The following is a 24263-nucleotide window of genomic DNA, read 5'->3' on the forward strand; positions in this document are numbered from 1 at the left end:
ACCTCAGCTTGTCTCAATTTGTAGACTGGGATCGCCGCAGGCGGATCCCGGCCATTGTGCGTTCAATCTCAGTGTGGAATGTCTTGTTGCGCATGCCCACCCGATTGGGGGTGCGGTCTCTGTTGTCTATCGAATGAACATGAACTCCTTGGCGTTCATGAGGACCTGGCAATAGTCCTGCCAGACTTCCCGCTCGGTTCGGCCGGCTGCCAGTTCGTCTTCGATAAACTGGCGTCCGGTGTTCACTTCGATCTCGGTCGGCTTTCGACTGTAGGCGGTCAGATACAGGTCGGTGATCCGCTGTTCGAGCGGACGTTCCGGCTGTTCGAGCACGTTCATGGCCCACAGATCGGCCTGCAGCCAGGCGAACTCGTTATTCATCATCACCAGGGCCTGAGCGGGAACATTCGAGACGCTCCGACGTCCGGTGGTGGTCAACGGGAGTGGATAGTCGAACGCGAGGAACATCGGCGAGAGGAAGTTCCGACGGACTTCGAGATAAATGCTGCGGCGGTTGCTGCCGTTCAGCGGGCCGGAGGCCTTCGGGCGTCCTCGCCCCTGCATGAAGGGGGTGAGATACGTGGGAACCGGCGGGCCAAACTGCGTTTCATCGAGAGTCCCGGCGACGGCGAGCATCGAATCGCGAATCGCTTCGGCACCGAGCCGACGAACCGGCATCCGATGCAGGAGCACATTCTGGGGATCGGCTTCCTGGCAGTCGGGGCGAATGTCGCTGCTCATCTGATAGGTGGCGGTCGTCATCAACTCGCGATGCAGCCATTTCAGAGAGCGGCCATTCTTTCGGAATTCGATCGCCAGCCAGTCGAGCAGTTCCGGATGCGAGGGCGGCGTTCCCATTCGCCCGAAATCGTCTGGCGTAGGGACGAGTCCGCGACCGAAGTGATGCTTCCAGATGCGGTTGACGATGACGCGATCGAAGAGGGGATTCTCCGGCGAGGTCATCGCTTCGGCCAACTGCAGCCGTCCGCTCTGATCGGCTGGAATGTCTTCGGGCGTGCCGCCGAGCACGCTGAGAAACTGTCGGGGAACTTCGTCGGACGGCTTGCCCGGGTTTCCGCGAATCAGCAGCGGGGAATCGATCGGGCTACCGTCGACCATGGCGACGCCAAGGACCGGAGTGTCGAGCTGCTTCTCCAGCGATGTCCGTTCGACATACAGAGCATCGAGCCATTCCGGTCGTGGCTGCGTCATGTCGCCGGTCTGCTGCTGATCGAGCAGGCCATTGACCAGATCGATCGCGAGGGCATCCGGCTGCTGGCCGCTGCCGGCCATCGTTCGTACCTGTTCAAGACTCCCCGAAACCAGTTCCGCGAAGGCGGTGCGAAACGCCGCCGGAGAATCGATGGCGGGATTGTCGAGCAGGGCGATCAATTCCTCATGAGCAGGAGTGACCGGAGTCTGGCCATCTGAAAAGCGGACTTCATCAACGGCCAGATGACCGCGGTCTTCGTCCATGAACTCAATGTAGGCCCGGTGTCCGACCCACTTCGAAACATCCTGCCGTGTCCAGTGCGGTTTACCGTTGGCTTCGACCTTCAACGAGAGTTGACCGTAAATGGGCGAGCGCGCCTGCTGGAAACAGTCGATGACGAGATGGATCTGACCATCCTTGAGTCGGCCGTCGTGCCGAACTTCGGTCAGGCGACTGCCGTTGGTTCGTGTGACATGGTAATCGATGAACGGCTTGTCGATGACAAAGGTCGGTGTCCGCAGGACGCCGTACGTCAGGCCGCTGGCGGACCCGGAGTGAACCTGATGCCGCGGCACGATCCGCTCGAGTGGATGCCACGGGTCGGCGGAAAACAGGAAGTCAACTCGATCCCCGGTCGCCGCGAACGACTGTCCCTGCGGAATCCACGACGTCGGCATCCCCGTTCGGAAATCCTCGTAGACGCTCGACTGCTTCTCGTAGGCGGCACAGGCGGCGTTGTGCTCCCGCAATTGCCGGAGCAGTTTCTGCTTCGCATTCTGGAACTGCTTGCCGTCATTCAGGGAAGCGAGTCGCTTCCAGACGGTCCACGGCTGCGACAGATCTTTGGCCGCCGGGTCGGCGATCGCAAAGCCTTCGAGGTCGGCCGGCATGGTGTTTCGGAGTTGTGCCACCGCATGATCGAGCACCTTCCCTTTGTGCTCTTCCTTGAGCTGAAGCATGCGGATCACCGTCGCATCGAGCGTCTCGGCGTCGCGGAGATCGACATAACTGCGGCGGGAACTCTCGAGGATCCCGGCCATCGCGTAGTAGTCGCTGGTGGGGATCGGGTCGAACTTGTGATCGTGACAGCGGGCGCAGGCGACCGTCATGCCGAGGAAGGTTTTCGTCAGCACATCAATCTGGTTGTCGAGCAGATCGCACTGCTCGGCTCGGATATCGACCGGGGAGTGTTTGGCCTGTCCGAACCAGTAGAAGCCGGTCGCGAGAATCGATTCATTCAGTCCCGTTTCCGGATCGAATCGTGGTTCGGTCAGCAGATCGCCGGCAATATGCTCGCGGGCAAACTGATCGTACGGGACATCGTTATTCAAAGCCCGAATGACGTAGTCGCGATACCGCCAGGCTTCGTTGATGAGATAATCAAACTCGTGCCCCATCGTCTCGGCGTAACGGACGAGATCGAGCCAGTGCCGTCCCCAGTGTTCGCCATAGCGGGGAGAAGCCAGCAACTCCGCGATCAGCTGTTCGTACGCCTGCGGATCGTCGCTGTTGAGAAATCGTTCCCGCTGCCCGGCGGTGGGCGGAAGTCCCGTCAGATCGAACGTGGCACGACGCAGCAGCAGTTCCCGACTCGTCGGCTCGGAAGGGGACAGCTCCGCCTCCTCCAGCTTTCGCAGGATAAACGCGTCAATCGGGTGGCTGCTCCACTCCTGCTGAGCTGGCTGAGGGATCGCCGGCATCTTCGGCGGATAGAGCGACCAGTGATCGGGTGACGCGGGATCGAATCCCTCCTCCGCGGCTTCGACCGGTTCATCGCCGCCCGGCCAGACGGCTCCGTTCGCGATCCACTGCGTCAGAATGCCGATTTCTTCGTCGGACAGTTTGCCATCCGGCGGCATCTGGTAGCCGTCCGGATCGTAGCTGATGGCGAGAACAAGTTCGCTTTCGTCGGGTTTTCCGGGAACGATCGCCGGACCGGTGTCGCCCCCTTCAAGCAAACCATGTCGCGAGTCGAGCCGGAGGCTTCCTTCCTGTTCGTCGACGCCATGACAGGACTGGCAGCGTTCGATCAGCAGCGGACGAACGTGCTTCTCGAAAAACTCGATCTGGGCAGCGTCCTGTTCCTCGGAAGCGGCGCACCACGACAGCGGCAGCGCGAGCAGACAGAGAAGCAGACAGGCAGAAATACGCATTGCGGGGAATCCTCAAACCGGGAAGCAGTTCCGGAGAGCCAGGCGGGAGTGCTAGTCTTGACTATATCGGAACGAGGGTGTCAGATCGAGGCTTTCTTATTCGTTCCGGTTGATTTCCGATTCCCCAGGCGCACAAAAAGACCCTTCCGATTCGCGTGGCATCGGAAGGGCTTCGTTTATTTCAGGGATCAGCGGCTCGGATTATTTACCCTGAGCGACGCCAATGACTCCGACAGCGACGCGGGGACCGGCGTCTCCGGACGGCTGGCTCTTCAGGTCGTCTTTGCCAGCGTGAACGACGATCGAGCGACCCAGCGTGAAGTGCAGGTGCAGGCCTTTGGCTTTGATGTCGACTTTGGCGACGCCATCTTCGCCGGCGGTGATATTACCGAGGTCACCGGCGTGATGTTTGTCATCGCCAGGGCCGCCGTGGTCATGTCCATCCGGGTTGAAGTGGCCACCGGCCGAGGTGCCGTCCGGCTTACGAAGATCGCCGAACTCGTGAATGTGGAAGCCGTGCTCGCCCGGAGTCAGTCCGTGGACTTCGCCCCAGACATGCACGTAGCCGTCCTTCTTGGTGAGCATGATCAGCCCTTTGACCTTGTTGCCTTCCGTCGGCGCGAGCACGGCGACGGCTTCGGTCGGCATCGGAGGGGCGCCTTCGGCGTGAGCGTGGGCATCCTTCGGCTGAGCCTGAGCAGCGGCCGGCAGTGCCAGAACCGCGAGGGTAAGAGCGAGTGCGAGGTGTTTCATCATGAGCGTAGTCTCCTGTCATCGGGTCTCAAAAGTGAATGGACTTCCGGTCAGCATAGTGGACTGGTACAGCAAACCATACCGACGCGGCGAGTTTCCAGAGATTGTTCGAAGCGTGGACGTTTCTCTCCGTTCATTCTGATTCGTCGTCTCGCGGCGCCAAGCCGGGGAGTGCTTCCACGGGCGGAAATTGCGCGACTTCCCCAGAACGGCAGGGGATTGAGAAACGGTCTGGCAGCAGCGGCTCTACTCGTTTCCGACCGCTTCAGCGGCTGCGACGGCAAGCTGGTCGCAGCGTTCGTTTTCGGGATGTCCGACGTGTCCCCGGACCCAGGTCAGCTTGACCTTATGCTTGTTGAGCAGGGCATCGAGCTTCCGCCAGTGCTCTTCGTTCTTGATCGGCTTCAGGCGGCCTTTTTCTTTCCGCTTCCAGCCGTTCTTCTTCCAGCCGGCGAGCCATTCGGAGCAACCCTTGGCGACATACTGGCTGTCGGTGACCACTTCCACGAAGACGGGCCGCGTGAGCGCCTCAAGGCCTTCGATGACGGCCTGCAGTTCCATCTGGTTGTTCGTGGTGACGGCGGCGCCGCCGGAAGCTTCGCGTTCCTGACTGGTCGGCACGTGTCTGAGGACGTACGCCCAGCCGCCGCGGCCCGGATTGCCTTTGCAGGCTCCATCGGTAAACAGCAGGACCACCGGCTCGGACGAGTCAGCCGGGGTGTCGGCAGATGAGGTCATGACAGCGAACCTGCTTTCAGCAGCAGATGTCAGCAGGGAAGACGTTCAACGGGAACCGTGAGCGCGACTGCACTTCAGATTCGACGTTCGCAGCAGCAAACGCGACGAAGATGAACAATCGACTCCCATGCGACTGCACAAAGGCCTGCAAGGCCTAACGTTCTCGGAACGTAATGCGGCCCCGGCTCAGGTCGTACGGAGAAACCTCGACGACAACCTTATCTCCCGGAACAATACGAATGAAGTGCTTGCGCATCTTGCCGGCGACGTGCGCCATGACCAGATGGCCGTTCTCCAGCTCCACGCGAAACTGCGTGTTGGCCAGAGCTTCAACAACGGTACCTTCGACCTCGATGGCCTCCTCTTTGGCCATAAACTGCCTGCCCTTTCGTCTGTGTGTTGACTCTCCAATGGGGGAATCTTAGCCCGGAACAGTGCCGGGAAAGACTTGGATTCCGACCAGCGGAATCCAGGAATTGACATCGGCCGGCGTGACCGACAAGCTGTCGCGGCTTCGCGGCTGCCCGCGGGATACAAACATCACATACCAGCGCCGCCGGTTCTTACTTTAAACGGAATTGATACAAACGCCAAGGGGAATTCAGTTTCCCTTTTATTGAATTCAGTAATAATGGCACTACCTCCGATCGTGCCCGCCCTCAAGGAGTCAATGATTGACTACTCGCACAACTGCTGCCGCCAGTGACATCGCCACCGAGTTCGAACGCGACGGATTTGCCGTGCTGCGAGGCTTCGTCCCGGCTGCGCTGCGTCAGCGGATGATGGACGTGACCCGCAGAGACGTGGCCGAATTGCGGGAGCCGATTGAGTACGAAGCCGATGTGCAGTACCCCGGCTCCCCCGAATCGCTCGACGCTCCGGGAGGCCGCACGGTCCGCAGATTAAGGCAGGCGCTCTCGCGCGATCCGGTCTTTCAGGAGTGGCTCAGCTATCCGCCGCTGGTCGGCTGTCTGCAGCAGTTGCTGGGCGCTCCCGTCTACTGCCCCATGGCGCATCATAATTGTGTGATGACCAAACATCCGCGGTTCAGCAGTGAAACCGGCTGGCATCGCGACACTCGCTTCTGGAACTTTCAGTCGGGTGATCTCGTCAATACCTGGCTGGCGTTGGGGGAAGAGCGTCCGGAGAATGGTTGCCTCAAGGTAATTCCCGGCTCGCATCGCATGGAGATCGGCAAGGATCGCCTCGATGATCTGCAGTTTCTCGACAGCGAACATCCGGAAAACGTGCCCCTCTTCGATACCGTGCAGTTTGTCGAACTCGCTCCCGGCGACCTGCTGCTGTTCCACGCACGCACTTTCCATGCGGCGACGCGGAACTTCTCCGATCAGACCAAGTATTCCGTCGTCTTCACGTTCCACGGTCCGGAGAACGAACCCGTGCCCGGCTCGAAGTCGTCACGCTACCCGGAACTCGTGCTGCCGGATATCTCCGGTCTCTAACAGGTCGCTTCACCAGACCGCCTCAGGCTTTGCGACATTCGGGGGACAGCCTGAATTCTGCAGGGATTTGCCGTTCAATACTCTTGAATCTGGCAGAATGTGACGATAGTGTGTAGTAAACTACGTGCACTTAACTGGTCTTACCAGTTCTGCTTTCGTCGCCGCCTCTCCGGCGACTGAATGAATGGTGGCTGTTCCCAACCTTCTTCCTCTTAGCAATAGCAGAAAAACTGTCATGGCGAAGAATATGATCGTCGCCCAGTCGGGCGGGCCGTCTCCGGTCATTAACAACACACTCCGCGGTATCGTCGAAACCGCTCGGGAAATGTCGGAAATCGGCACCGTTTACGGGGGCTGGCACGGCATTGAAGGGGTGCTGAAGGAAGAACTGCTCAATCTGAGCGATCAGTGTCCGGACGAAATCGCTCTGCTCCGCACGACCCCAGCCGCCGGTTCGATCGGCACCTGTCGTTATAAGCTGAAAGACGGTCAGAACGAAGATTTCGATCGCATTATCGATATCTTCAAGGCCCACGACATCGGCTACTTCGTCTATATCGGCGGCAACGACTCGATGGATACCGCCAATAAGGTGGCCAACATCGCTCGCGAACGCGGACTCGATGTCGTCGGCATCGGCGGTCCGAAGACGATCGACAACGATGTCGGGGACAGTGAATTCAAGCTCATCGACCATACGCCCGGTTACGGCTCCACGGCTCGTTACTGGAGCAACTACATTCAGATGTCAAATGAGGAAAACAACGGCAGCTGCCCGGCTGACCCTGTTCTCGTTCTGCAGGCGATGGGCCGCAAGATTGGCTACATCCCGGCCGCAGCCCGTCTGGCCGATCCGAAGCGGGAAATGCCGCTGCAGATCTACCTGGCCGAGAAGAAGGTCAACATCGAGCAGATCCGCGAGAACGTCAACAAGATGCTCAAGGAGCACGGCCGGGCGATGGTCGTGGTCAGCGAAGGTCTGGACATCGAAGGCCTCCAGATTCCGGAAGAATTCGTCGTCCGCGACTCCTTCGGCCACGCGATGCTCTCCTCCAGCAAAATCACCGTCGGTCAGATGCTGACCAACGCTCTGAACGAGAAGCCGTTCCCGGTGAAGGGCAAGGCCCGCTGCAACGTCTCGGGCACGCATCAGCGGAACGATATCGTTCACGCCTCGAACGTCGACCTGGCGGAATCGTACTACGTCGGACAGAAAGCCGCTCTGCTGGCCGCAGCTGGCGAGCACGGCTACATGGCCTCGATTCTGCGAGCCGACCGCGAGAACTACACCGTCGAGTACGGCAAGGCCCCACTGCCGGAAGTTGCCAACAGCGAACGTCACTTCCCGGCTGACTGGATCACTCCGTGCGGCACCGACGTGACCGACGACTTTGTGAAGTACGCCCGTCCGCTCATCGGCGACAACTGGGTCAGCGTTCCGGTCATCGATGGCCGCATCCGCCTGGCTCGCATGAAGCCGATCTTTGCCGATCAGAAGCTGGACAAGTACGTCCCGCAGGCCGATCGATAAGGGGGTGCCGCCTGTCTGGTCATCCCGGTAGAATAGAAACCGGGACGTACGACAGTTTTTGAGAAGGCCAATCCGTCATGTCGACAATCGAGCAACACGATCTGGCCCGCCAGCGGCTGTTTCTGGAAAACGGCGACTGTCTCGAACGCGACGAATTTCTGCGTCGCTGGGACAACACACCCGACCTGAAGCACGCCGAGTTGATTGACGGAGTGGTCTATACGAACGCGGCCTCGCGGGTTGAAGAACACGGAATTCCTTCCAACTGGATCCACGGATGGCTGTGGACATACACCGCGGCTACGCCGGGCGTATCGTCGGCATCGGAAACGACGGTCGAATTGAACGCGGCAAATATTGTCCAGCCCGACGGGTGTCTTTATCTGCGACCGGAATGCGGAGGAGCAACGCGGGTCAACAGACAGGGACTTCTTGCCGGTCCACCCGAGTTGGTGGTTGAGATCGCAGCCAGTAGCGCCAGTCGGGATTTGAACCAGAAGAAGGCGGCGTACGAACAGGCTGGTGTGAAAGAGTATGTGGTCTGGAATGTTTCTGCTCGCGAGTTGAAGTGGTTCCAACTGGAGTCCGACCGATTCACGGAGCAGTCTTCAGGCGACGATGGGGTTTACCGGAGTCGGCAGTTTCCCGGGCTGTGGTTGTCCTCGAGACACCTGCTGACTGGAGACATGTCAGGTTTTCGAGATGTATTGCTCGACGGCCTTTCCCAGCCCGACCACAAAGAGTTCGTGGCTCGACTGGGATACTCGCCAGACAAATAACGTAAGAAGCATTCCGCTTCTGGAAATGACTCAAGCAACTTAAATCACTTCAGGGAACCAAATGGCAGTTACGTTTTCCAAAAGCAAAGAGTATCTCGTCGGTGTGGACTCCGATGGGTGTGCGTTCGACTCGATGGAGATCAAGCACCAGGAATGCTTCATTCCGAACTTCATCAAGTACTTCGGCCTGCAGCCAATTTCGCGATTCGCTCGCGAAACCGCCGCATTCACGAACCTGTATTCCAAGACGCGCGGTGCCAACCGTTTCGTGTCTTACCTGCTGGCGATCGACATGCTGAAGGATCGTCCGGAAGTGAAGGCCCGTAACGTCGAACTGCCAAAGCTCCAGGGCCTCCGCGACTGGATCAGCCGTGAAACCAAGCTCGGCACCAAGACTATCAAGCCGGAAGCCGAGAAAACCGGCGACGCCGATCTCAAGCTCTGCTACGAGTGGTCCGCTGCCGTCGACGCCACCGTCGCCGATATGGTCAAAGGCGTCCCGCCGTTCCCCGGCGTGAAGTCGGCTCTGGAAAAGCTGAAGGAACAGGCCGATGTCATCGTCTGTTCGGCAACCCCGACCGCTGCACTCGAAGCCGAGTGGGATGAGCACGGCATCGCTGGCTTGGTCGAAGAAATCTGCGGCCAGGAAGCGGGCAGCAAAACGGAGATCCTCACCGCTGCTCAGAAGCTCGGCTACGAGCCGGACAAAATGCTGATGGTCGGCGATGCCCCGGGCGACATGAAAGCGGCTCTGGCCGTCGGCGCCTGCTTCTACCCGATCAACCCCGGCAAAGAAGAAGACAGCTGGGAACGCTTCAACAACGAAGCAATCGACAAGTTCTTCAAGGGCGAATACCGCGGTGCCTACATGGACAAAGTCATCGCCGAATTCGAAACCTTCCTCCCCGAAAACCCCTCGTGGAAGAAGTAATGGACTCCTGAACGGTTCTGTTCCAGTCGGTGATGTATGGTGAACTACGGTGAAGTTTCCTGGGAAAGGATGATCGGAGCCGTGGAGAAAGTACGCGAACGACTGGAACGAGCCACCCGGGCTCTGAACAAAGCGGGCGTCGATTATGCCGTCGTGGGCGGGAACGCCGTGGCGGCCTGGGTCTCCCGAGTGGATGAGGCGGCAGTCAGGAATACGCGTGATGTCGACATCCTGCTTCGCAGGAGCGACCTGTCGGCAGCGACCACAGCGTTAGAAACAGCGGGATTTGTCTATCGGCATGCGGCCGGAATCGACATGTTCCTCGATGGACCGGATGCGAAAGCCCGCGACGCTCTTCACGTGGTTTATGCGGGGGAGAAAGTCCGGCCTGAATATGTGTTGCCAACACCGGATGTTGGCGAGTCAGAGTTCTCGAATGCATTTCGCGTACTCTCACTGGAAGCCCTGGTTCGCATGAAGCTGACCTCCTTTCGGGATAAGGATCGGACTCACCTCCGTGACCTTCTTGAGCTGGAGTTGATCGACGAAACATGGCCCCCACGCTTTGCGTCACCCTTGAACGACCGACTGCAACAACTCATTGACGATCCCGACGGTTAATCGCACTCCCCAATGGCAAATAGCGACATCAACATCGAGAATGATCCACCAGCACCGCGGAAGCATGGCTTTCCAAGGCGTCTGACGATTCTGCTCGTCCTGGGTGTGGTGCTCGCTGGAGGGACAGGGTTTTACGTCTATTTCTGGCTGACGCACCCGATCGGTTCAGGGCCTGCCAGTCCCAAAGTCGCTGTCGAGAACTATCAGGAAGTCTGGAGCGAACGCCCGGTGGTCCTGCTCGGATTTGGCGACAGCATCACCGCTGGATTTGGCGCCTCTCCCGGGAAGTCGTTCTTCCAGCGACTGCTTAAGAATCCCGAGGACGAGTTTCAAGACCTGAAAGAAATCACGCTGACAAGAGTGCTGCCCAACATCGAAGGAATCAACATCGCCCTGTCGGGTTCGACCTCGCTTGAAATGGTTGACGTCCTGCTGCCGAAAATCGAAACCTATCCTGAGGATACATTCGGCATCGTCATCGCATCGATCGGTGGCAATGATGTCATCCACATGTATGGTCGAACTCCGCCCCGCGAAGGAGCGATGTACGGAGCCACGATCGAAGACGCTCAGCCGTGGATCGAGAATTTCGATACCCGACTGACGCACATTCTCGACGAAATCAGCACTCACTTTCCGGGTGGCTATCACATCTTTCTGATGAACATCTACGATCCGACGGACGGGATTGGCGATGTCGTCAACGCCGGCCTACCGAGTTGGTCAGACGCCCGAGCTGTGCATGGAGCTTACAACGACGTCATCGAAGCGACCTGTAAGAAACGGGACGACACCACCCTGGTCGACATTTATCAGGAGTTCATGGGACACGGAATTCATTCCACCCAGTTCTGGCGGTCCTTTTATCACTCCGAAGACCCGGGCTACTGGTACTACGACAATCTCGAAGACCCTAACGATCGGGGCTACGACTCGATCCGCAGACTGATGCTGAACCGGATTACGGACGTCATCCCCGGAAAACTATAGCGTCGACGGCTGAATTCATTCCTGACCCAGTCATCGCAACTACCCATAATTCTTTTGAAACGAAATGATCTCTCATGAAACACGATATCGGTTTGATCGGGCTGGCTGTGATGGGCCAGAACCTTGTTCTGAATATGGCCAACAACGGATTCTCCGTCGCCGTTTACAACCGGACCACGGAAACAACCGATGAGTTCGTTAACAGCTTGCCGGATCGTCCAGAAGACGTCGTCCATTCCGGCACCGTCGATCGCATTGATGGCTATCATTCGATCGAAGACTTCGTGAAGAATCTGCAGACGCCCCGCCGTGTGATGATCATGGTCAAAGCCGGCGGCCCGGTTGATGCCGTCATCGAACAGCTCAAACCGCTGCTCGATAAGGGCGACATCATCATCGACGGCGGTAACTCCGAGTACGCCGACACCAACCGTCGCAGCAAGGATCTGGCGGATGCCGGTCTTCGCTTCATCGGCACCGGTGTTTCCGGCGGCGAAGAAGGCGCTCTGAAGGGCCCGAGCATCATGCCCGGTGGCCACAAGGAAGCCTGGCCGTTCGTGAAGGACATCTTCCAGAAGATCTCCGCCAAGGTCGGTCCGAACAACGACATTCCGTGTTGCGAGTGGGTCGGCGAAGATGGAGCAGGGCACTACGTGAAGATGGTGCACAACGGCATCGAGTACGGCGACATGCAGCTGATCTGCGAAGCCTACTACATCCTCAAGCACACCCTCGGCCTGTCCAATGACGAGCTGTATCACGTCTTCAAGGAATGGAACGAAGGCGAACTCGAAAGCTATCTGATCGAGATCACCCGCGACATCTTCACCGTCCAGGATCCGGACACCGGCAACGACCTGGTCGACATGATCCTCGACACCGCCAAGCAGAAGGGCACCGGCAAGTGGATGAGCCAGCACGCTCTCGATCTCGGCGTGCCGACGACACTCATCACCGAAGCTGTTTACGCCCGCTGCCTTTCTGGCCAGAAGGACGCCCGCGTTCGTGCCTCGAAGGTGCTGAACGGACCGGAAATTAAGTTCGACGGCGACAAGAAGCAGTTCATCGACGATGTCCGTCAGGCTCTGTACGCCTCCAAGCTCGTCAGCTATGCACAGGGTTATGTGCAGCTCGACGCAGCCGCCGAGGAGTTCGGCTGGAACCTCAACAACGGCGACATCGCTCTGCTGTGGCGTGGCGGCTGCATCATTCGCTCCCGCTTCCTGCAGGACATTAAGGCCGCCTTCGACAAGAACCCGGACCTCGAAAACCTGCTGCTCGATGACTTCTTCAAGAAGGCGATCGAAGAAGCACAGCCGGCCTGGCGTCGCGTTGTTGCTTCGGCTGTCAACAACGGCCTGCCGGTCCCCGGCTTCAGTGCCGCTTTGACCTACTACGACGGCTACCGTCAGGATCGCCTGCCGGCCAACCTGCTGCAGGCTCAGCGCGACTACTTCGGTGCACACACCTACGAACGCACCGACAAGGAACGCGGCGAAACCTTCCACACCGACTGGATCCGTGCGCGCAAGCTGACCTAGTCTAACCCGCGACGGGTGCGATGCTTGCATCGCGAAGCAGGGCAAGCATGCCGTCTTCGGGCGATATCGAAACGACACCAAAGCCGCACGTGGCCTTCACGTGCGGCTTTGTCTGTTATGATATCGCTGCGAAACAATGATCTGAGTCTGGAGTTCTCATGCGTATCGAACCACTCGGCACCGGCGGTTATCACCCGAATGAAGTCCGCCACACCGCCTGCTTTCTGTTGCCGGAATTGGACCTCGCTTTCGACGCCGGCACAGCTGCCTTCCGCCTGACCGAACGTCTGCAGAGCAAAGAGCTGCACCTGTTCCTCACGCATCCGCACTGGGACCACATCATCGGGCTGACGTACCTCTACGTGCCGATGCTGCTCAAGCAGATCGAAGCCGTACATCTCTACGGAAACCGCCACACGCTCGATGCGGTCAAAACCTGTCTGTTCTCCGAGCCGACATTCGCACACATGCCCGACTTTCAGCTGGTTGAACTCGATGCCATCGAGTCACGGCAGTTGACCATCGGAGCATCGACCGTCCACTGGCAGCCACTTCCGAGTCATCCCGGCGGCTCGATGGCTTATCTCGTTGATGACGGCGACAAACGATTCGCGTACGTCACCGACACCTATGTCGATGGAACGTACGACGAGTTTATTCGCGGGGTCGACCTGCTGATTCACGAATGTTACTTCAGCGACGAAACCAGCGAATGGGCGGAGAAAACCGGGCACAGCTATCTCACCCAGGTTGCGGAACTGGCTCAGCGAACAGGAAGCGGACAACTCCTGTTGACTCACATCGATCCCCGTGAAAACAACGATGCTCCCTGGGATCTGGCTCACACGAAGACAATCCATCCGGCTATCGACTACGCCCGCGATCTGCAGGCCGTGCAGGTGTGAACTTCTCTGTGGTTCAACAGCAGTTGAGTGCGGGTAACGCCTTGAGCACAATTCAGTAAGGCAGCCGGGAGTGCAGCGTTTATCGCACCTTGGTTGCATCCCGCAGCCGCCTCGTCAGGTTCCCTCGCCCCCGTGGGGGTGTATAGACCGGAGACATAGGTAACACATTTGGTCAAGCTGATGGCTTCCTTGGAGGAGGCTGCATGGTCCCGAAAGTGTCTTGTCCGATGAGTGAGCGGATTGAGTCGGAAGTCTGCCTTGTGGCGCATGAAAAAACGCAGCCCGGGAGCTTCCCGAGCTGCGTGTGGTTTGCGGGGCGACCTCATGCTCAGTTCTGAGCAAAGGTCAAATCGCCGTTCTGTTCGTCGACGAAGATCGTCGCTCCTTCTCCGAATTCGCCCGTCAGGATCGCGTTGGCCAGCGAGTTTTGCAGGCGGTTCTGGATCACCCGTTTGAGAGGCCGGGCCCCGTATTGCGGATCGTAACCTTCTTCGGCCAGCAGAGTGCGGGCGGCATCGGAGACTTCCAGGCTGAAGTCGTGCTGAGCCATCTGCTTCTGCAGCTTGCTGATCTGCAAATCGACGATCTGCCGAATGACGGTCCGGTCGAGCGGATGGAACACGATCACTTCATCGACGCGGTTCAGGAACTCCGGCAGGAAGTGCTTCCGCAGTTCTTTGATGGCCGTGTCGCGAACGGTCTCGTCGTCGAGTTCGCCCGAGTAGTTCATGATCTGAGTCGATCCGATGTTCGACGTCATCACGATGATCGAGTTCGTGAAGTCGACCGTCCGTCCCTGGCCATCAGTCAGCCGCCCGTCGTCAAGGACTTGCAGCAGAACGTTGAAGACGTCCCGATGCGCCTTTTCGACTTCATCGAGCAGAATCACCGAGTACGGCTGCCGACGAACCGCTTCCGTAAGCCGGCCGCCTTCTTCATAGCCGACATATCCCGGAGGAGCCCCGATCAATCGGGCGACCGAATGCTGTTCCATGAACTCGCTCATGTCGATGCGGATCATGTTGCGTTCATCGTCGAACAGAAACTCGGCCAGTGCCTTGCAGAGCTCGGTTTTCCCGACGCCGGTGGGCCCGAGGAAAATGAACGACCCCACAGGCCGGTTTTTGTCCTGCAGGCCGGAACGCGATCGACGCACGGCATTCGAGACCGCGGTCACCGCTTCCGACTGATCAATCATTCGGCGATGAATCTCAGCTTCCATGTTGAGCAGCTTGTCGCGCTCGGTCTGCATCATCCGCGTGACCGGCACGCCGGTCCAGGAACTGACGATCGCGGCAATCTCTTCCGGGCCCACTTCGGTTCGCAGCAGTCGCGGCTTCGATGAGTCAGTCGCCTGTTGAGCCTCACTCGCGGCGGCTTCTTCGTCGAGCTTTTTCCGCAGCGACTTAACCCGGCTGTCGAGTTCGAACAGCTTCTGATAATCCTGCTCGTCGACCATCTGGCCGGAAGCCTGCTTTTCACGAACTTTGGCTTCGAGCTGATTGTATTCGAGCTCGGCCTGTTCGAGCGTCTGGCGGGTTCCTTTGACGTCGCCCAGCCCGAGCTTCTCGGCTTCCCACTGCTCGTTGAGTTCGGCGAGTTGTCGCTTTACGCTGTCCATCTCAGTCTGAATCTCATCACGTTCGCGAGCCGCATGTTCTTCGTCTTCCTCGGCCAGCTGCCGAGCAGCCAGTTCGAGGCGAGTGAGACGACGCTGGAGAACATCGATCTCCGTGGGCACGCTGTGCATCTCGAGCGACACACGCGAGGCAGCTTCGTCGACCAGGTCAATCGCCTTGTCGGGCAGGAACCGGTCGTTGATGTAACGATCCGACAGAGTCGCCGCGGCTTCGAGAGCCGAGTCGCGGATCTTGATGCCGTGATGTTTCTCGTAGCGTTCTTTCAGCCCCCGCAGAATCGCAATCGTATCTTCGACGGTCGGCTCGTTGACGACGACCGGCTGGAATCGCCGTTCGAGGGCGGCATCTTTCTCGATGTACTTGCGGTACTCGTCCAGTGTCGTCGCTCCAACGCAGTGGACTTCACCCCGAGCCAGAGCCGGCTTGAGCAGGTTGGACGCATCCATCGCTCCTTCCGAGGCTCCCGCTCCGACGACGGTGTGCAGTTCATCGATGAAGAGGATGATCTGTCCGTTCGACTGTTCGACTTCACGAAGCACGGCTTTGAGACGATCTTCGAACTCGCCGCGATACTTCGCCCCGGCGACCAGAGCCCCCATGTCGAGTGCGACGACCTTTTTGTCTTTCAGCACCTGAGGCACGTCACCCAGCACGATGCGATGGGCCAGCCCTTCCACGATGGCCGTTTTTCCGACGCCCGGTTCGCCAATGAGAACCGGATTGTTCTTGCGGCGGCGGGAGAGGACCTGAACCACGCGGCGGATTTCCGAATCGCGGCCGATGACCGGATCGATCTTCCCCTGTTTGGCCAGGGCAACGAGGTCTTTGCCGTAGCGTTCGAGCGACTGGTACTTGTCTTCCGGGTTCTGGTCGGTCACGGTCTGTCCGCCACGGACGGTCTGCAGAGCCGTGAGAATGTCCTGTTTCTTCACGCCGTTAAGTTCGAGCAGGCGTTTGGCCTGATCGTCGTGTTCAGCCAGCGCGAGCAGCAGATGCTCGGTCGACACGAATTGATCGTGCATCTGTTCGGCCAGTGTTTGCGCCTTGTCGAGCAGGTCCATGAGCGCTCGCGAAGCTCCGGCGGCCTGGGCATTCGAGCCGGAAACCGAAGGCAGCCGCTTGAGCTCACCATCAATCATCGTGCTCAACTGCTGTTGATTGGCGCCGATCTTCTGTAGAAGTGGTTTGACGACGCCATCAGATTCTTCGAGCAACGCCATCAACAGGTGCAGAGGCAAGATCTGCTGATGATCCCGCTGCTCAGCCAGACGCTGTGCATTCTGCACGGCCTCCTGGGCTTTCACAGTCAATTTGTCGAATTTGAAGGCCATGATGATGACTCCAAATGGAGAGGTTTATGAATGGAATTCAGGAAAGGGATCAAAGTCTCGGGGTGCCATGCCCACGCTCGCGTGGGCATGGCACCCGTTGATGATATTGCTCAACTGCAGTTATGTCGGTGCGTAAAAAAAGCCCCGGAGAGAACTCCGGGGCCCGGTTCTCTTCGTTATTCCTTGGTTTCGAATTCGGCGTCGATGACCTCCTCGTCGGAGTCAGCCGGTTTGCTTTCGGCTGAGCCTTCCTCGGCTCCGCCTTCGGCCTGCTGGCTTTCGTACATCGCCTTCGAAAGGGCATGCGATGCCTGAGTCAGTTCTTCGATGGCCGACTTGATCTTCTCGATGTCGTCGCCCTTCTCGGCTTCCCGCACCTTTTCGATCGAGGCTTCGATCGCCGTCTTGGAGCCTTCGTCCAACTTGTCGGCGTGCTCCTTGATCAGCTTTTCGGTGTCGTAAGCCATGGTCGAAGCACGGTTGCGGACCTCGGCCAGTTCACGCTTCTTCTTGTCTTCTTCCGCGTGAGACTCGGCGTCTTTCCGCATCTGTTCGATTTCGGATTCCGAGAGTCCACTCGAGTTGTCGATCTTGACCGACTGCTCTTTTCCGGTGGCCTTGTCGGAAGCCTTCACGTTCAGAATACCGTTCTTGTCGATGTCGAAGACAACTTCGATCTGAGGCATGCCGCGTGGGGCCGGCGGGATTCCGTCGAGGTTGAACTCACCGAGCAGCCGGTTATCGGCGGCCATGGCCCGTTCTCCCTGGAAGACACGCACCGTCACAGCGGTCTGGTTGTCGGCTGCGGTGGAGAAGGTTTCCTTCTTCTCGAACGGAATCGTGGTGTTGCGTTCGATCAGCTTGGTCATCACGCCCCCTTCGGTTTCGATACCGAGGGACAGCGGCGTCACGTCCAGCAGGAGGATGTCCTTGTACTCACCGGCACCGGCAATGATCGCTCCCTGAATGGCGGCTCCGATGGCGACGACTTCATCCGGGTTCACACCCTTATGCGGCTCCTTGTCGAAGATCTTCTTGACAAGTTCCTGAACCTTCGGGATTCGGGTCGAACCACCGACCAGAACGACTTCATCAATTTCGCTCGGCTTCAGGCCGGCGTCTTTGAGAGCGTCCATAACCGGCTTGCGGCAGCGTTCGACCAGAGGATCGACGAGCCGTTCGAAGTCGGACCGTGAGATCGACATCTGCAGGTGCTTCGGGTTTCCGTCCTGCACGGCGATAAACGGCAGATTGATATCGGTCGACTGTGAGGAAGAAAGTTCCTTCTTCGCTTTTTCAGCCGCTTCCCGCAGACGCTGCAGAGCCATCGGCTCTTTCCGCAGGTCGACACCTTCGTCGGACTGGAACTTGTCGGCGATGTGGTCGATCAGGACTTCGTCGAAGTCGTCCCCACCCAGGTGAGTGTCCCCGTTCGTGCTCAGCACTTGAACGAGTTCGGCGTCGACTTCGAGGATCGAGACGTCGAACGTTCCCCCACCGAGGTCGAAGACGGCGATCTTTTCGTCCTTCTTCTTCTCAAGGCCGTAAGCCAGAGCGGCAGCCGTCGGTTCGTTGACGATACGCTCGACTTCGAGACCGGCGATCTGGCCAGCGTCTTTCGTGGCCTGACGCTGAGCGTCGTTGAAGTAAGCCGGGACGGTGATTACGGCCTTCTTCACTTTGTGGCCGAGATAGCTTTCCGCAGCTTCCTTAAGCTTCTGCAGCACCTTGGCCGAGATTTCCGGCGGAGTGAACTCCTTGTCCTTCACTTTGATTTTGACGTAGTCCGACTCGCTTCCGGTGACGGTGTACGGCACGATCTTTTCTTCGGAAGCGACTTCTTTATGACGCCGCCCCATGAAGCGTTTCACCGAGTAGATGGTATTTTGCGGATTGGTGACGGCCTGACGCTTGGCCGGCTCGCCGACGAGGGTCTCGCCTTTATCCGTGAATGCGACGACGCTCGGGGTAATGCGATTGCCTTCGAGGTTGGTGATAACCTTGGCTTCGCCGCCTTCCATGACGGAAACGACCGAGTTCGTCGTCCCGAGGTCGATACCGATGATTTTTTCGCCTTCAAGTGCCATCGCTGAATATCCTTTCGAGTTTCAATTTCGCGGTTGATTCTGATCTATGAGTTCCGATCGGTTCAGCCGGAGCTGGAGGAGACCGGACAGATTGGCATGCTGTGCGACTGGGCAGGATATTAAGCAACGCCTGTACCAATCGCTTTTCAAATGGCCAAGGCCCGGGAAACAGCTCGATTTCCACAGGTTTTCTACTAAGAACCCGGTCGCGAATACATCAGCAAGTGCCATTTTGGCATTGGTGGTTTTCGTCGAAAAGCTGTCCGCCTGGTGCCATTTTGGCACTTCGTCCGTGTGCCACCGGTGTTACGGGGTGATCGTGTCAGAAATCGTGTCATGACAATGAATTAGGATCTATTCAGCTGTTGCGGTTCCTTGACACTGCTGGAAGAGCAGGATACAAAGACCGACTTATTGACATCTTCATGGAGGAAGGGCCGCAGCAGACGCGCATCTGGAAACTTGAACCAGCGGAAGAGGTCATGGCGAAAAAGAGCAGCGTGAAGAAGGGGTCGGGCTCGAAGGCGGAAGCGTCGAAGTCGAGCAAAGCCGCCGCGAGCAAGTCGAAGAGTACTGCCGCCAAGAAGCGTACGACCCCTGCCGGTAAGGCATCCGGTTCCCGGAATGTCGCTCCCGACGTCCAGATCCGCCGGATCGACAAAGAACTGGTCGATCTGCTGAATCAGCGGTCCGAGCTGACGCTGGCATTGCTGCAGAAGCAGGCCGTTCCTCGCGAAGCGCTCTTCGATCCGCATGCCGATGACGAGCTCTGGTCAAAGCTGGCCGAACTGAATCGCGGCCCGCTTCCCGACAGTGCACTGCGAGCTGTCTTCCGCGAAATTCTGAGCGCCACCAAGCAGCGGATCAAGCGGCAGCGAGTGGCCTATCTTGGCCCCCTGTATAGCTTTACGCACTTTGCCGCTCTCGAACGGTTCGGCGGACATGCCGATCTGGTCGCCGTGAATACGATCGCATCCGTCTTCGAGGAAGTGAATCGCGGCCACACCGAATTCGGCATTGTTCCTATTGAGAACAGTACCGACGGGCGGATCGTGGACACGCTCGACATGTTCCAGCGGCTGCCACTGAAAATCTGCGGGGAACTGCAGATCGCCGTGCATCACAACCTGCTGTCGCGCTCGCCGCGAAGTGAAATCAGCGAGATCTACAGCAAGCCGCAGGCGTTGTCACAGTGTCGCGACTGGCTGTCCCGGAACATGCCGCATGCTGATCTGATCGAAGTGACCAGCACCTCGACCGCTGCTCAACTGGCCCGCGACAAGCCGGGAGCAGGAGCTGTCGCGTCGCGTCAGGCGGCTCTACAGTATGATCTGGAAATTGTCGCAGACAACATCGAAGACAACCCGAACAACATCACGCGGTTCGCGGTCATCGGCGATGTCGAGACCAAGCCAACCGGGCACGATCGGACCTCGATTCTGCTGCAGATTACGCACGCTCCGGGATCGCTGTCGGATGCTCTCAACGCGTTCAAGCTGAATAAGGTCAACCTGACCTGGATCGAATCGTTCCCGCTGCGTGGACCGGAATCGGGGTATCTCTTCTTCCTCGATTTCGAGGGGCACGAGAACGACGCCAAGACTAAGAAGACGCTGAACGCCCTCGAGAAGAAGGCGGTCGCCTTGCGTGTCCTTGGTTCGTATCCCCGCAGCGAGCCGGTCGACGGCTGATCCCTGTGGCGTTCGCAGCGGCGGCATCCTGCCGCTGAATGAGCGTGCCACCTGGGAGATCGCACTGCTGGGCGAGCCAGCAGTGGCACCCCGTAAACCGCACATGGAGCAGTCGGGCAAGCAGGACAGGGCTCCCGCCTGACTTCCTTCGTCGACTACGAATCCAGTCTATTGCGAACACTGAGAGAAAGTTCCCTTATCGTGAAGTACGATGTTTACGGCGTCGGTAATTCTCTGGTCGACATTCAGGCTCATGTCAGCGACGACTTCCTGGCTTCGCTGAAATACCCCAAGGGCGGGATGACGCTCGTCGATGAGCCGACGCAGATTCAGGTGCTCGAGTCGCTCAACAACGGCAAAGCGGCCAAGATCACTCGGTGTGCCGGCGGTTCGGCTGCGAACACAATGATGGGCCTCGTCGACTTCGGCGGCAAAGGGGCTTATGCCGGTAAGACGGCTGATGACGAGATCGGACAGTTCTTCCTGGCCGACATGCGGGACCAGGGGATCCGCATTGAAGTGCCAGCCATTCAGGGGCAGTCCGGTACGTGCGTGATTCTGATCACCGACGACGCTCAGCGAACGATGCTGACGCATCTCGGCGTTTCCTCACAGCTTGGTCCCGATGACATCGACGAAGCGGAAATCGCCCAGTCGCAATACGTGTATGTCGAAGGGTACCTGTTCACAGGGGATTCGACGAAGCAGGCGGCTCTGAAGGCGATCGATCTCGCCAAAAAGAACGGCGTCAAAGTCGCCTTCACGGTTTCCGATCCGTTTCTGATCGATCTGTTCCGCGATGAGTTCTGGAAACTCATCGAAGGCCCGGTCGATCTGCTGTTCTGCAATCTTGACGAAGCCCGCAGTCTGACCGGCAAGCAGGATCCGATCGAGTGTGCTCACATCATCCACGAGTACGCTGAGAATGTGGCGATGACCCTCGGTGCGGACGGTTCGATCCTGATGCACGAGCAGAAGGTCATTCCGATCGAAGGCGTGCCGACGAAAGCCGTCGACACGACCGGAGCCGGCGACATGTACGCCGCCGGCGTGCTGTATGGCATCACGAACGGGCTCTCCTGGCATCAGGCCGGACATCTCGCTTCGCACGCCGCCTCGCGAGTTGTCTCCCAGCTGGGAGCACGGCTGGAGCGACCGTTCACGAAGGAAGAAATCGCCGAGCTGATGGCGTAGAGAGCCTTTGCGGCTGATCGTCAGGAGTCGATGGTGAAGAACTCCCGGGCGGTGCGGACATCCTTCAGCAGATCGGGATCGAATTCCTCACTCGGTTCTCCGTGCAGGACGCTGATGCCGCCAGTTGTTTCAAAGACAACCGCTTTGACCTGATCGTACCGGAGCACGTTCGCTTCCCGCAGCTTGGCCCGCAGGTCGTCCTTTGTAACATTGGCACGACTCAGGTTGCTCTCCAGTATCTGGCCTTCGACCATGAGCAGAATCGGCTCGTTGTCGATCAGGGTTTGCATAAACTCGGATCTGCGGATCACCGCAATCAGGGTTTGTCCGGCAAACAGCAGTGAAAGAGTAACCAACCCCAGCAGCAGGGAAGGGGACGGCGTCGCGATCGTGCTGGCGAACAGCGAGCCGAGGGCGATCGTCATCGCGAAGTCGAACGCGGACATCTTCGAGAAACTGCGCAGTCCGGCGATTCTCGTGAAGAGAATGATTGCGATATAGAACACGACCGAAGAGATCGCCGTCATCTGGATCTCGGTCCAGTCCGTGAGAATCCAGTCGCGCCACATAGCCTTCGCTCCCGCTGTTGCTCCAGGTCCCAATCATACCGTCAGACGGTCGACCTGAAGTGCAGGTCCCGTTCCGAGAGCGCAGAACCTTCAGAAAGGGCGCCGTCCAACGCCTACTTCGTGGTCGTTTCAGCCTCTGGAGCAGGGGGCAGCGGCTCATCTTCCGGGAAAAGAGCAGACGTCACTGCGGCGGGCGTCGGACCGGGAAGCATGATCGAAATGCGCTTGTCCCGTGAAGCCGGTTCGGGCAGATCGATCGGCAGGGAACCATCGGACGTTTGCAGTTCCGGCTGATCGCACTCTTCGGCGAAGTCGTTCGCTCCTGCGGGACGCCGGTGTCGATGGATGTAGGGCGAAATTGCACGGGAGATTTCGATGTTGGAGTAATACAGCGACCAGGCGTGCCGAATGCCGACAGCGAACGTCAGGTCCATTTCGTGCATTTTCTGGTTGTAAGGGCCCAGTCTCCGGCGATCGATCATCGTCGTTCCGGTCTGAGACAGCGCCCTTCCGTACCGTGGACTCACCAGCGGATAGACGGTGAGTGCGATGTCTTTCCGGTTGACGAGATTCAGAATGCAGTCGACCTGGGTCAGTGCCTGGCCGAATTTATCTCCCGGAACCAGCCATTCGTGATTGATAGCCGCTGCGGCGTAAATTCCGACGATCGACCGGTTCGGGCAGGGCGGGCCGGTCCGTTTGCAGCCGAGAACATCACCCCCGCCGCGGAAGTGCAGGCAGGAGGAGATGACACGCGTGCCGTGACTGTGTCCAATCAACGACAGGGGCGACTCCGCCGGCAGACAATCAATCAGATGCGACAGGTAGATGCCATTGTGATCGGCGAGCAGGCCATTGTGCATCACGCTGACGGCGGGCAGCAGCGCGTCGATATCATCACTCGGCCAGACGAGACAGATCACGTTCAGCGGGCATTGGGGCTTCCCCCGCCGCAGCCAGTGGTATGTGTAACGGGCTTCATCCAGGGCATGGTCGATCCCGACGAAGCTGCCGTGCACGAAAATGCATGTTGGGGCTCCCGGGATGAGGGAGGCCTGCATTTCCGACATTGAGCTGGGACGCATCGAACTGCAGACTGGCTTGTAGTAGCAGCTGAAGTTCATCGACTTCGGGCAGCATCCCGGTTCCTGCGGCATCCGGTACGTGCTGACAATCCAGTAGCCACCGTGCTGGCAGTTGCCCGTACACTCCGCAGCGGATAAGTCCGCCGGAGCAGCCAGGGTGGTCAGGATTGCGGCGCAAAACAGCGCGAGCACGAGTGCCAGTGAGGACAATGAGTCGCGAGTTCCGCGGAAAAGGCTCTTCACGTCGGAAGCTTTCGATGCTGACCGCAGTGTAAAAAAGGCGATGAAACGGCGGAATCCGGCCTGACCGGCTCCAGCAGTAATCACAGCACGCGGCAGGCCGAAGCTCCTTTCACGAAGCAATTGGCACCGCACTTTTGTAGGACTTACAGAGAATCGTCGATTATCGCGTCTCCGGGAGCAGAAAATGGAGTCGCACTACCAGTCCACCTTGTTATCGGCATATCGTCAATCAGAATCGGGCGGGATTGGAAAAAGCGGGTGACTTACGCGTGGCTAGCGAAGCATTGCAAAAATGGGACAATCCTTGACTGACATGTCAGTCGGAGCGATTGAGCCTTTTCTAAGGAATTTTGCTGATCTTCGACCGTCTGGCACTGGAGTGCCACACTTTTTTTGCCGAGAGATTTGAACTCCACGGGTGGATTTGCTAGAATCCCCGGCTCGAATCAAGCCGACGAAAATACGATCGAAGATAATTTCCATAACAGACTGTCCGGAAACAGGTTATGCCTAATTCACCAAACGCCAAAAAGGCACTGCGTCAGAGTCAGAAGCGACGTGTTCACAATCGTTCGCAGCGTTCCTCCCTGCGAACCGCGATCAAGAAGGTCCGTTCGCTGGTTGCTGAAGGCAAGCTGGAAGACGCACAGACGGCCTACCGTTACGCTGTGAAGCGTCTCGATCAGGCTGCTGCCAAGAACATGATCCACCGCAATGCTGCCGCTCGTACGAAGAGCCGCCTGAACAAGGTGCTCAAGGACGCTGCGACGTCGACATCGACCGCCAGCTAGGCTGCCCGAGTCGA

19 protein-coding genes are annotated in these 24263 nt (G+C 58.4%); 11 read left to right on the plus strand and 8 right to left on the minus strand.

Annotation, left to right across the window (positions count from 1 at the left end; all coding sequences use genetic code 11):
• Nucleotides 1–126: 126 nt before the first annotated feature.
• From L1A08_RS04515 to infA, 4 genes are all read right to left on the minus strand, one after another.
• Complete coding sequence (locus L1A08_RS04515) at nucleotides 127–3366, minus strand: PSD1 and planctomycete cytochrome C domain-containing protein (protein WP_238754678.1); 3240 nt, start codon at nucleotides 3364–3366, stop codon at nucleotides 127–129.
• A gap of 201 nt (nucleotides 3367–3567) precedes the next feature.
• Nucleotides 3568–4122 carry a superoxide dismutase family protein gene (locus L1A08_RS04520; RefSeq protein ID WP_238754681.1) on the minus strand — a complete coding sequence of 185 codons (555 nt, stop codon included), beginning with the start codon at nucleotides 4120–4122 and terminating at the stop codon, nucleotides 3568–3570.
• 243 nt (nucleotides 4123–4365) lie between these two features.
• Nucleotides 4366–4857 (minus strand): ribonuclease HI, encoded by a 492-nt coding sequence (rnhA, locus tag L1A08_RS04525; protein ID WP_238754683.1) that lies wholly within the window; start codon nucleotides 4855–4857, stop codon nucleotides 4366–4368.
• A 154-nt stretch (nucleotides 4858–5011) separates the two neighbouring features.
• The gene (infA, locus tag L1A08_RS04530; RefSeq protein ID WP_238754685.1) at nucleotides 5012–5230 is read right to left on the minus strand and encodes a translation initiation factor IF-1; all 219 of its coding nucleotides are present in this window, start codon (nucleotides 5228–5230) and stop codon (nucleotides 5012–5014) included.
• Nucleotides 5231–5531: 301 nt separating this feature from the next.
• Between infA and L1A08_RS04535 the strand changes: the two genes are divergently transcribed.
• From L1A08_RS04535 to L1A08_RS04570, 8 genes are all read left to right on the plus strand, one after another.
• On the plus strand, nucleotides 5532–6320 hold the full coding sequence (locus tag L1A08_RS04535; RefSeq protein ID WP_238754688.1) for a phytanoyl-CoA dioxygenase family protein: 789 nt from the start codon (nucleotides 5532–5534) through the stop codon (nucleotides 6318–6320).
• A 235-nt stretch (nucleotides 6321–6555) separates the two neighbouring features.
• Nucleotides 6556–7851, plus strand: a complete 1296-nt coding sequence (locus L1A08_RS04540; protein WP_238754691.1) for a diphosphate--fructose-6-phosphate 1-phosphotransferase — start codon at nucleotides 6556–6558, stop codon at nucleotides 7849–7851.
• Nucleotides 7852–7928: 77 nt separating this feature from the next.
• Nucleotides 7929–8630, plus strand: a complete 702-nt coding sequence (locus tag L1A08_RS04545) for a Uma2 family endonuclease (protein ID WP_238754694.1) — start codon at nucleotides 7929–7931, stop codon at nucleotides 8628–8630.
• A 61-nt stretch (nucleotides 8631–8691) separates the two neighbouring features.
• On the plus strand, nucleotides 8692–9561 hold the full coding sequence (locus L1A08_RS04550; RefSeq protein WP_238754696.1) for an HAD family hydrolase: 870 nt from the start codon (nucleotides 8692–8694) through the stop codon (nucleotides 9559–9561).
• A gap of 81 nt (nucleotides 9562–9642) precedes the next feature.
• Entirely contained in the window at nucleotides 9643–10182 is a 540-nt protein-coding gene (locus tag L1A08_RS04555; RefSeq protein WP_238754698.1) for a nucleotidyltransferase family protein, read from the plus strand.
• 12 nt (nucleotides 10183–10194) lie between these two features.
• Complete coding sequence (locus tag L1A08_RS04560; RefSeq protein WP_238754700.1) at nucleotides 10195–11172, plus strand: SGNH/GDSL hydrolase family protein; 978 nt, start codon at nucleotides 10195–10197, stop codon at nucleotides 11170–11172.
• 74 nt (nucleotides 11173–11246) lie between these two features.
• Complete coding sequence (gene gnd / locus L1A08_RS04565; RefSeq protein ID WP_238754703.1) at nucleotides 11247–12713, plus strand: decarboxylating NADP(+)-dependent phosphogluconate dehydrogenase; 1467 nt, start codon at nucleotides 11247–11249, stop codon at nucleotides 12711–12713.
• 158 nt (nucleotides 12714–12871) lie between these two features.
• Complete coding sequence (locus tag L1A08_RS04570; RefSeq protein WP_238754705.1) at nucleotides 12872–13618, plus strand: MBL fold metallo-hydrolase; 747 nt, start codon at nucleotides 12872–12874, stop codon at nucleotides 13616–13618.
• Nucleotides 13619–13946: 328 nt separating this feature from the next.
• Here the strand turns inward: L1A08_RS04570 and clpB are convergent, their stop codons facing one another.
• Nucleotides 13947–16589 (minus strand): ATP-dependent chaperone ClpB, encoded by a 2643-nt coding sequence (gene clpB, locus L1A08_RS04575; RefSeq protein WP_238754707.1) that lies wholly within the window; start codon nucleotides 16587–16589, stop codon nucleotides 13947–13949.
• Nucleotides 16590–16765: 176 nt separating this feature from the next.
• A complete protein-coding gene (gene dnaK / locus L1A08_RS04580) occupies nucleotides 16766–18676 on the minus strand; it encodes a molecular chaperone DnaK (RefSeq protein ID WP_238754709.1) in 1911 nt (636 codons plus the stop codon).
• Nucleotides 18677–19158: 482 nt separating this feature from the next.
• Between dnaK and pheA the strand changes: the two genes are divergently transcribed.
• On the plus strand, nucleotides 19159–20367 hold the full coding sequence (gene pheA / locus L1A08_RS04585) for a prephenate dehydratase (RefSeq protein WP_238754711.1): 1209 nt from the start codon (nucleotides 19159–19161) through the stop codon (nucleotides 20365–20367).
• A 201-nt stretch (nucleotides 20368–20568) separates the two neighbouring features.
• Nucleotides 20569–21561 (plus strand): adenosine kinase, encoded by a 993-nt coding sequence (locus L1A08_RS04590; protein ID WP_238754713.1) that lies wholly within the window; start codon nucleotides 20569–20571, stop codon nucleotides 21559–21561.
• A 20-nt stretch (nucleotides 21562–21581) separates the two neighbouring features.
• Here the strand turns inward: L1A08_RS04590 and L1A08_RS04595 are convergent, their stop codons facing one another.
• Together L1A08_RS04595 and L1A08_RS04600 are read right to left on the minus strand one after the other, a co-directional pair.
• The gene (locus L1A08_RS04595) at nucleotides 21582–22130 is read right to left on the minus strand and encodes a DUF421 domain-containing protein (protein WP_238754715.1); all 549 of its coding nucleotides are present in this window, start codon (nucleotides 22128–22130) and stop codon (nucleotides 21582–21584) included.
• Between the two features lie 113 nt (nucleotides 22131–22243).
• On the minus strand, nucleotides 22244–23458 hold the full coding sequence (locus L1A08_RS04600) for a hypothetical protein (RefSeq protein WP_238754716.1): 1215 nt from the start codon (nucleotides 23456–23458) through the stop codon (nucleotides 22244–22246).
• Nucleotides 23459–23964: 506 nt separating this feature from the next.
• Here L1A08_RS04600 and rpsT point away from each other — a divergent pair.
• Complete coding sequence (gene rpsT / locus L1A08_RS04605; RefSeq protein ID WP_238754718.1) at nucleotides 23965–24249, plus strand: 30S ribosomal protein S20; 285 nt, start codon at nucleotides 23965–23967, stop codon at nucleotides 24247–24249.
• The last annotated feature ends 14 nt before the right edge of the window (nucleotides 24250–24263 follow it).

The organism is Rubinisphaera margarita (assembly GCF_022267515.1).
GTDB lineage: Bacteria > Planctomycetota > Planctomycetia > Planctomycetales > Planctomycetaceae > Rubinisphaera > Rubinisphaera margarita.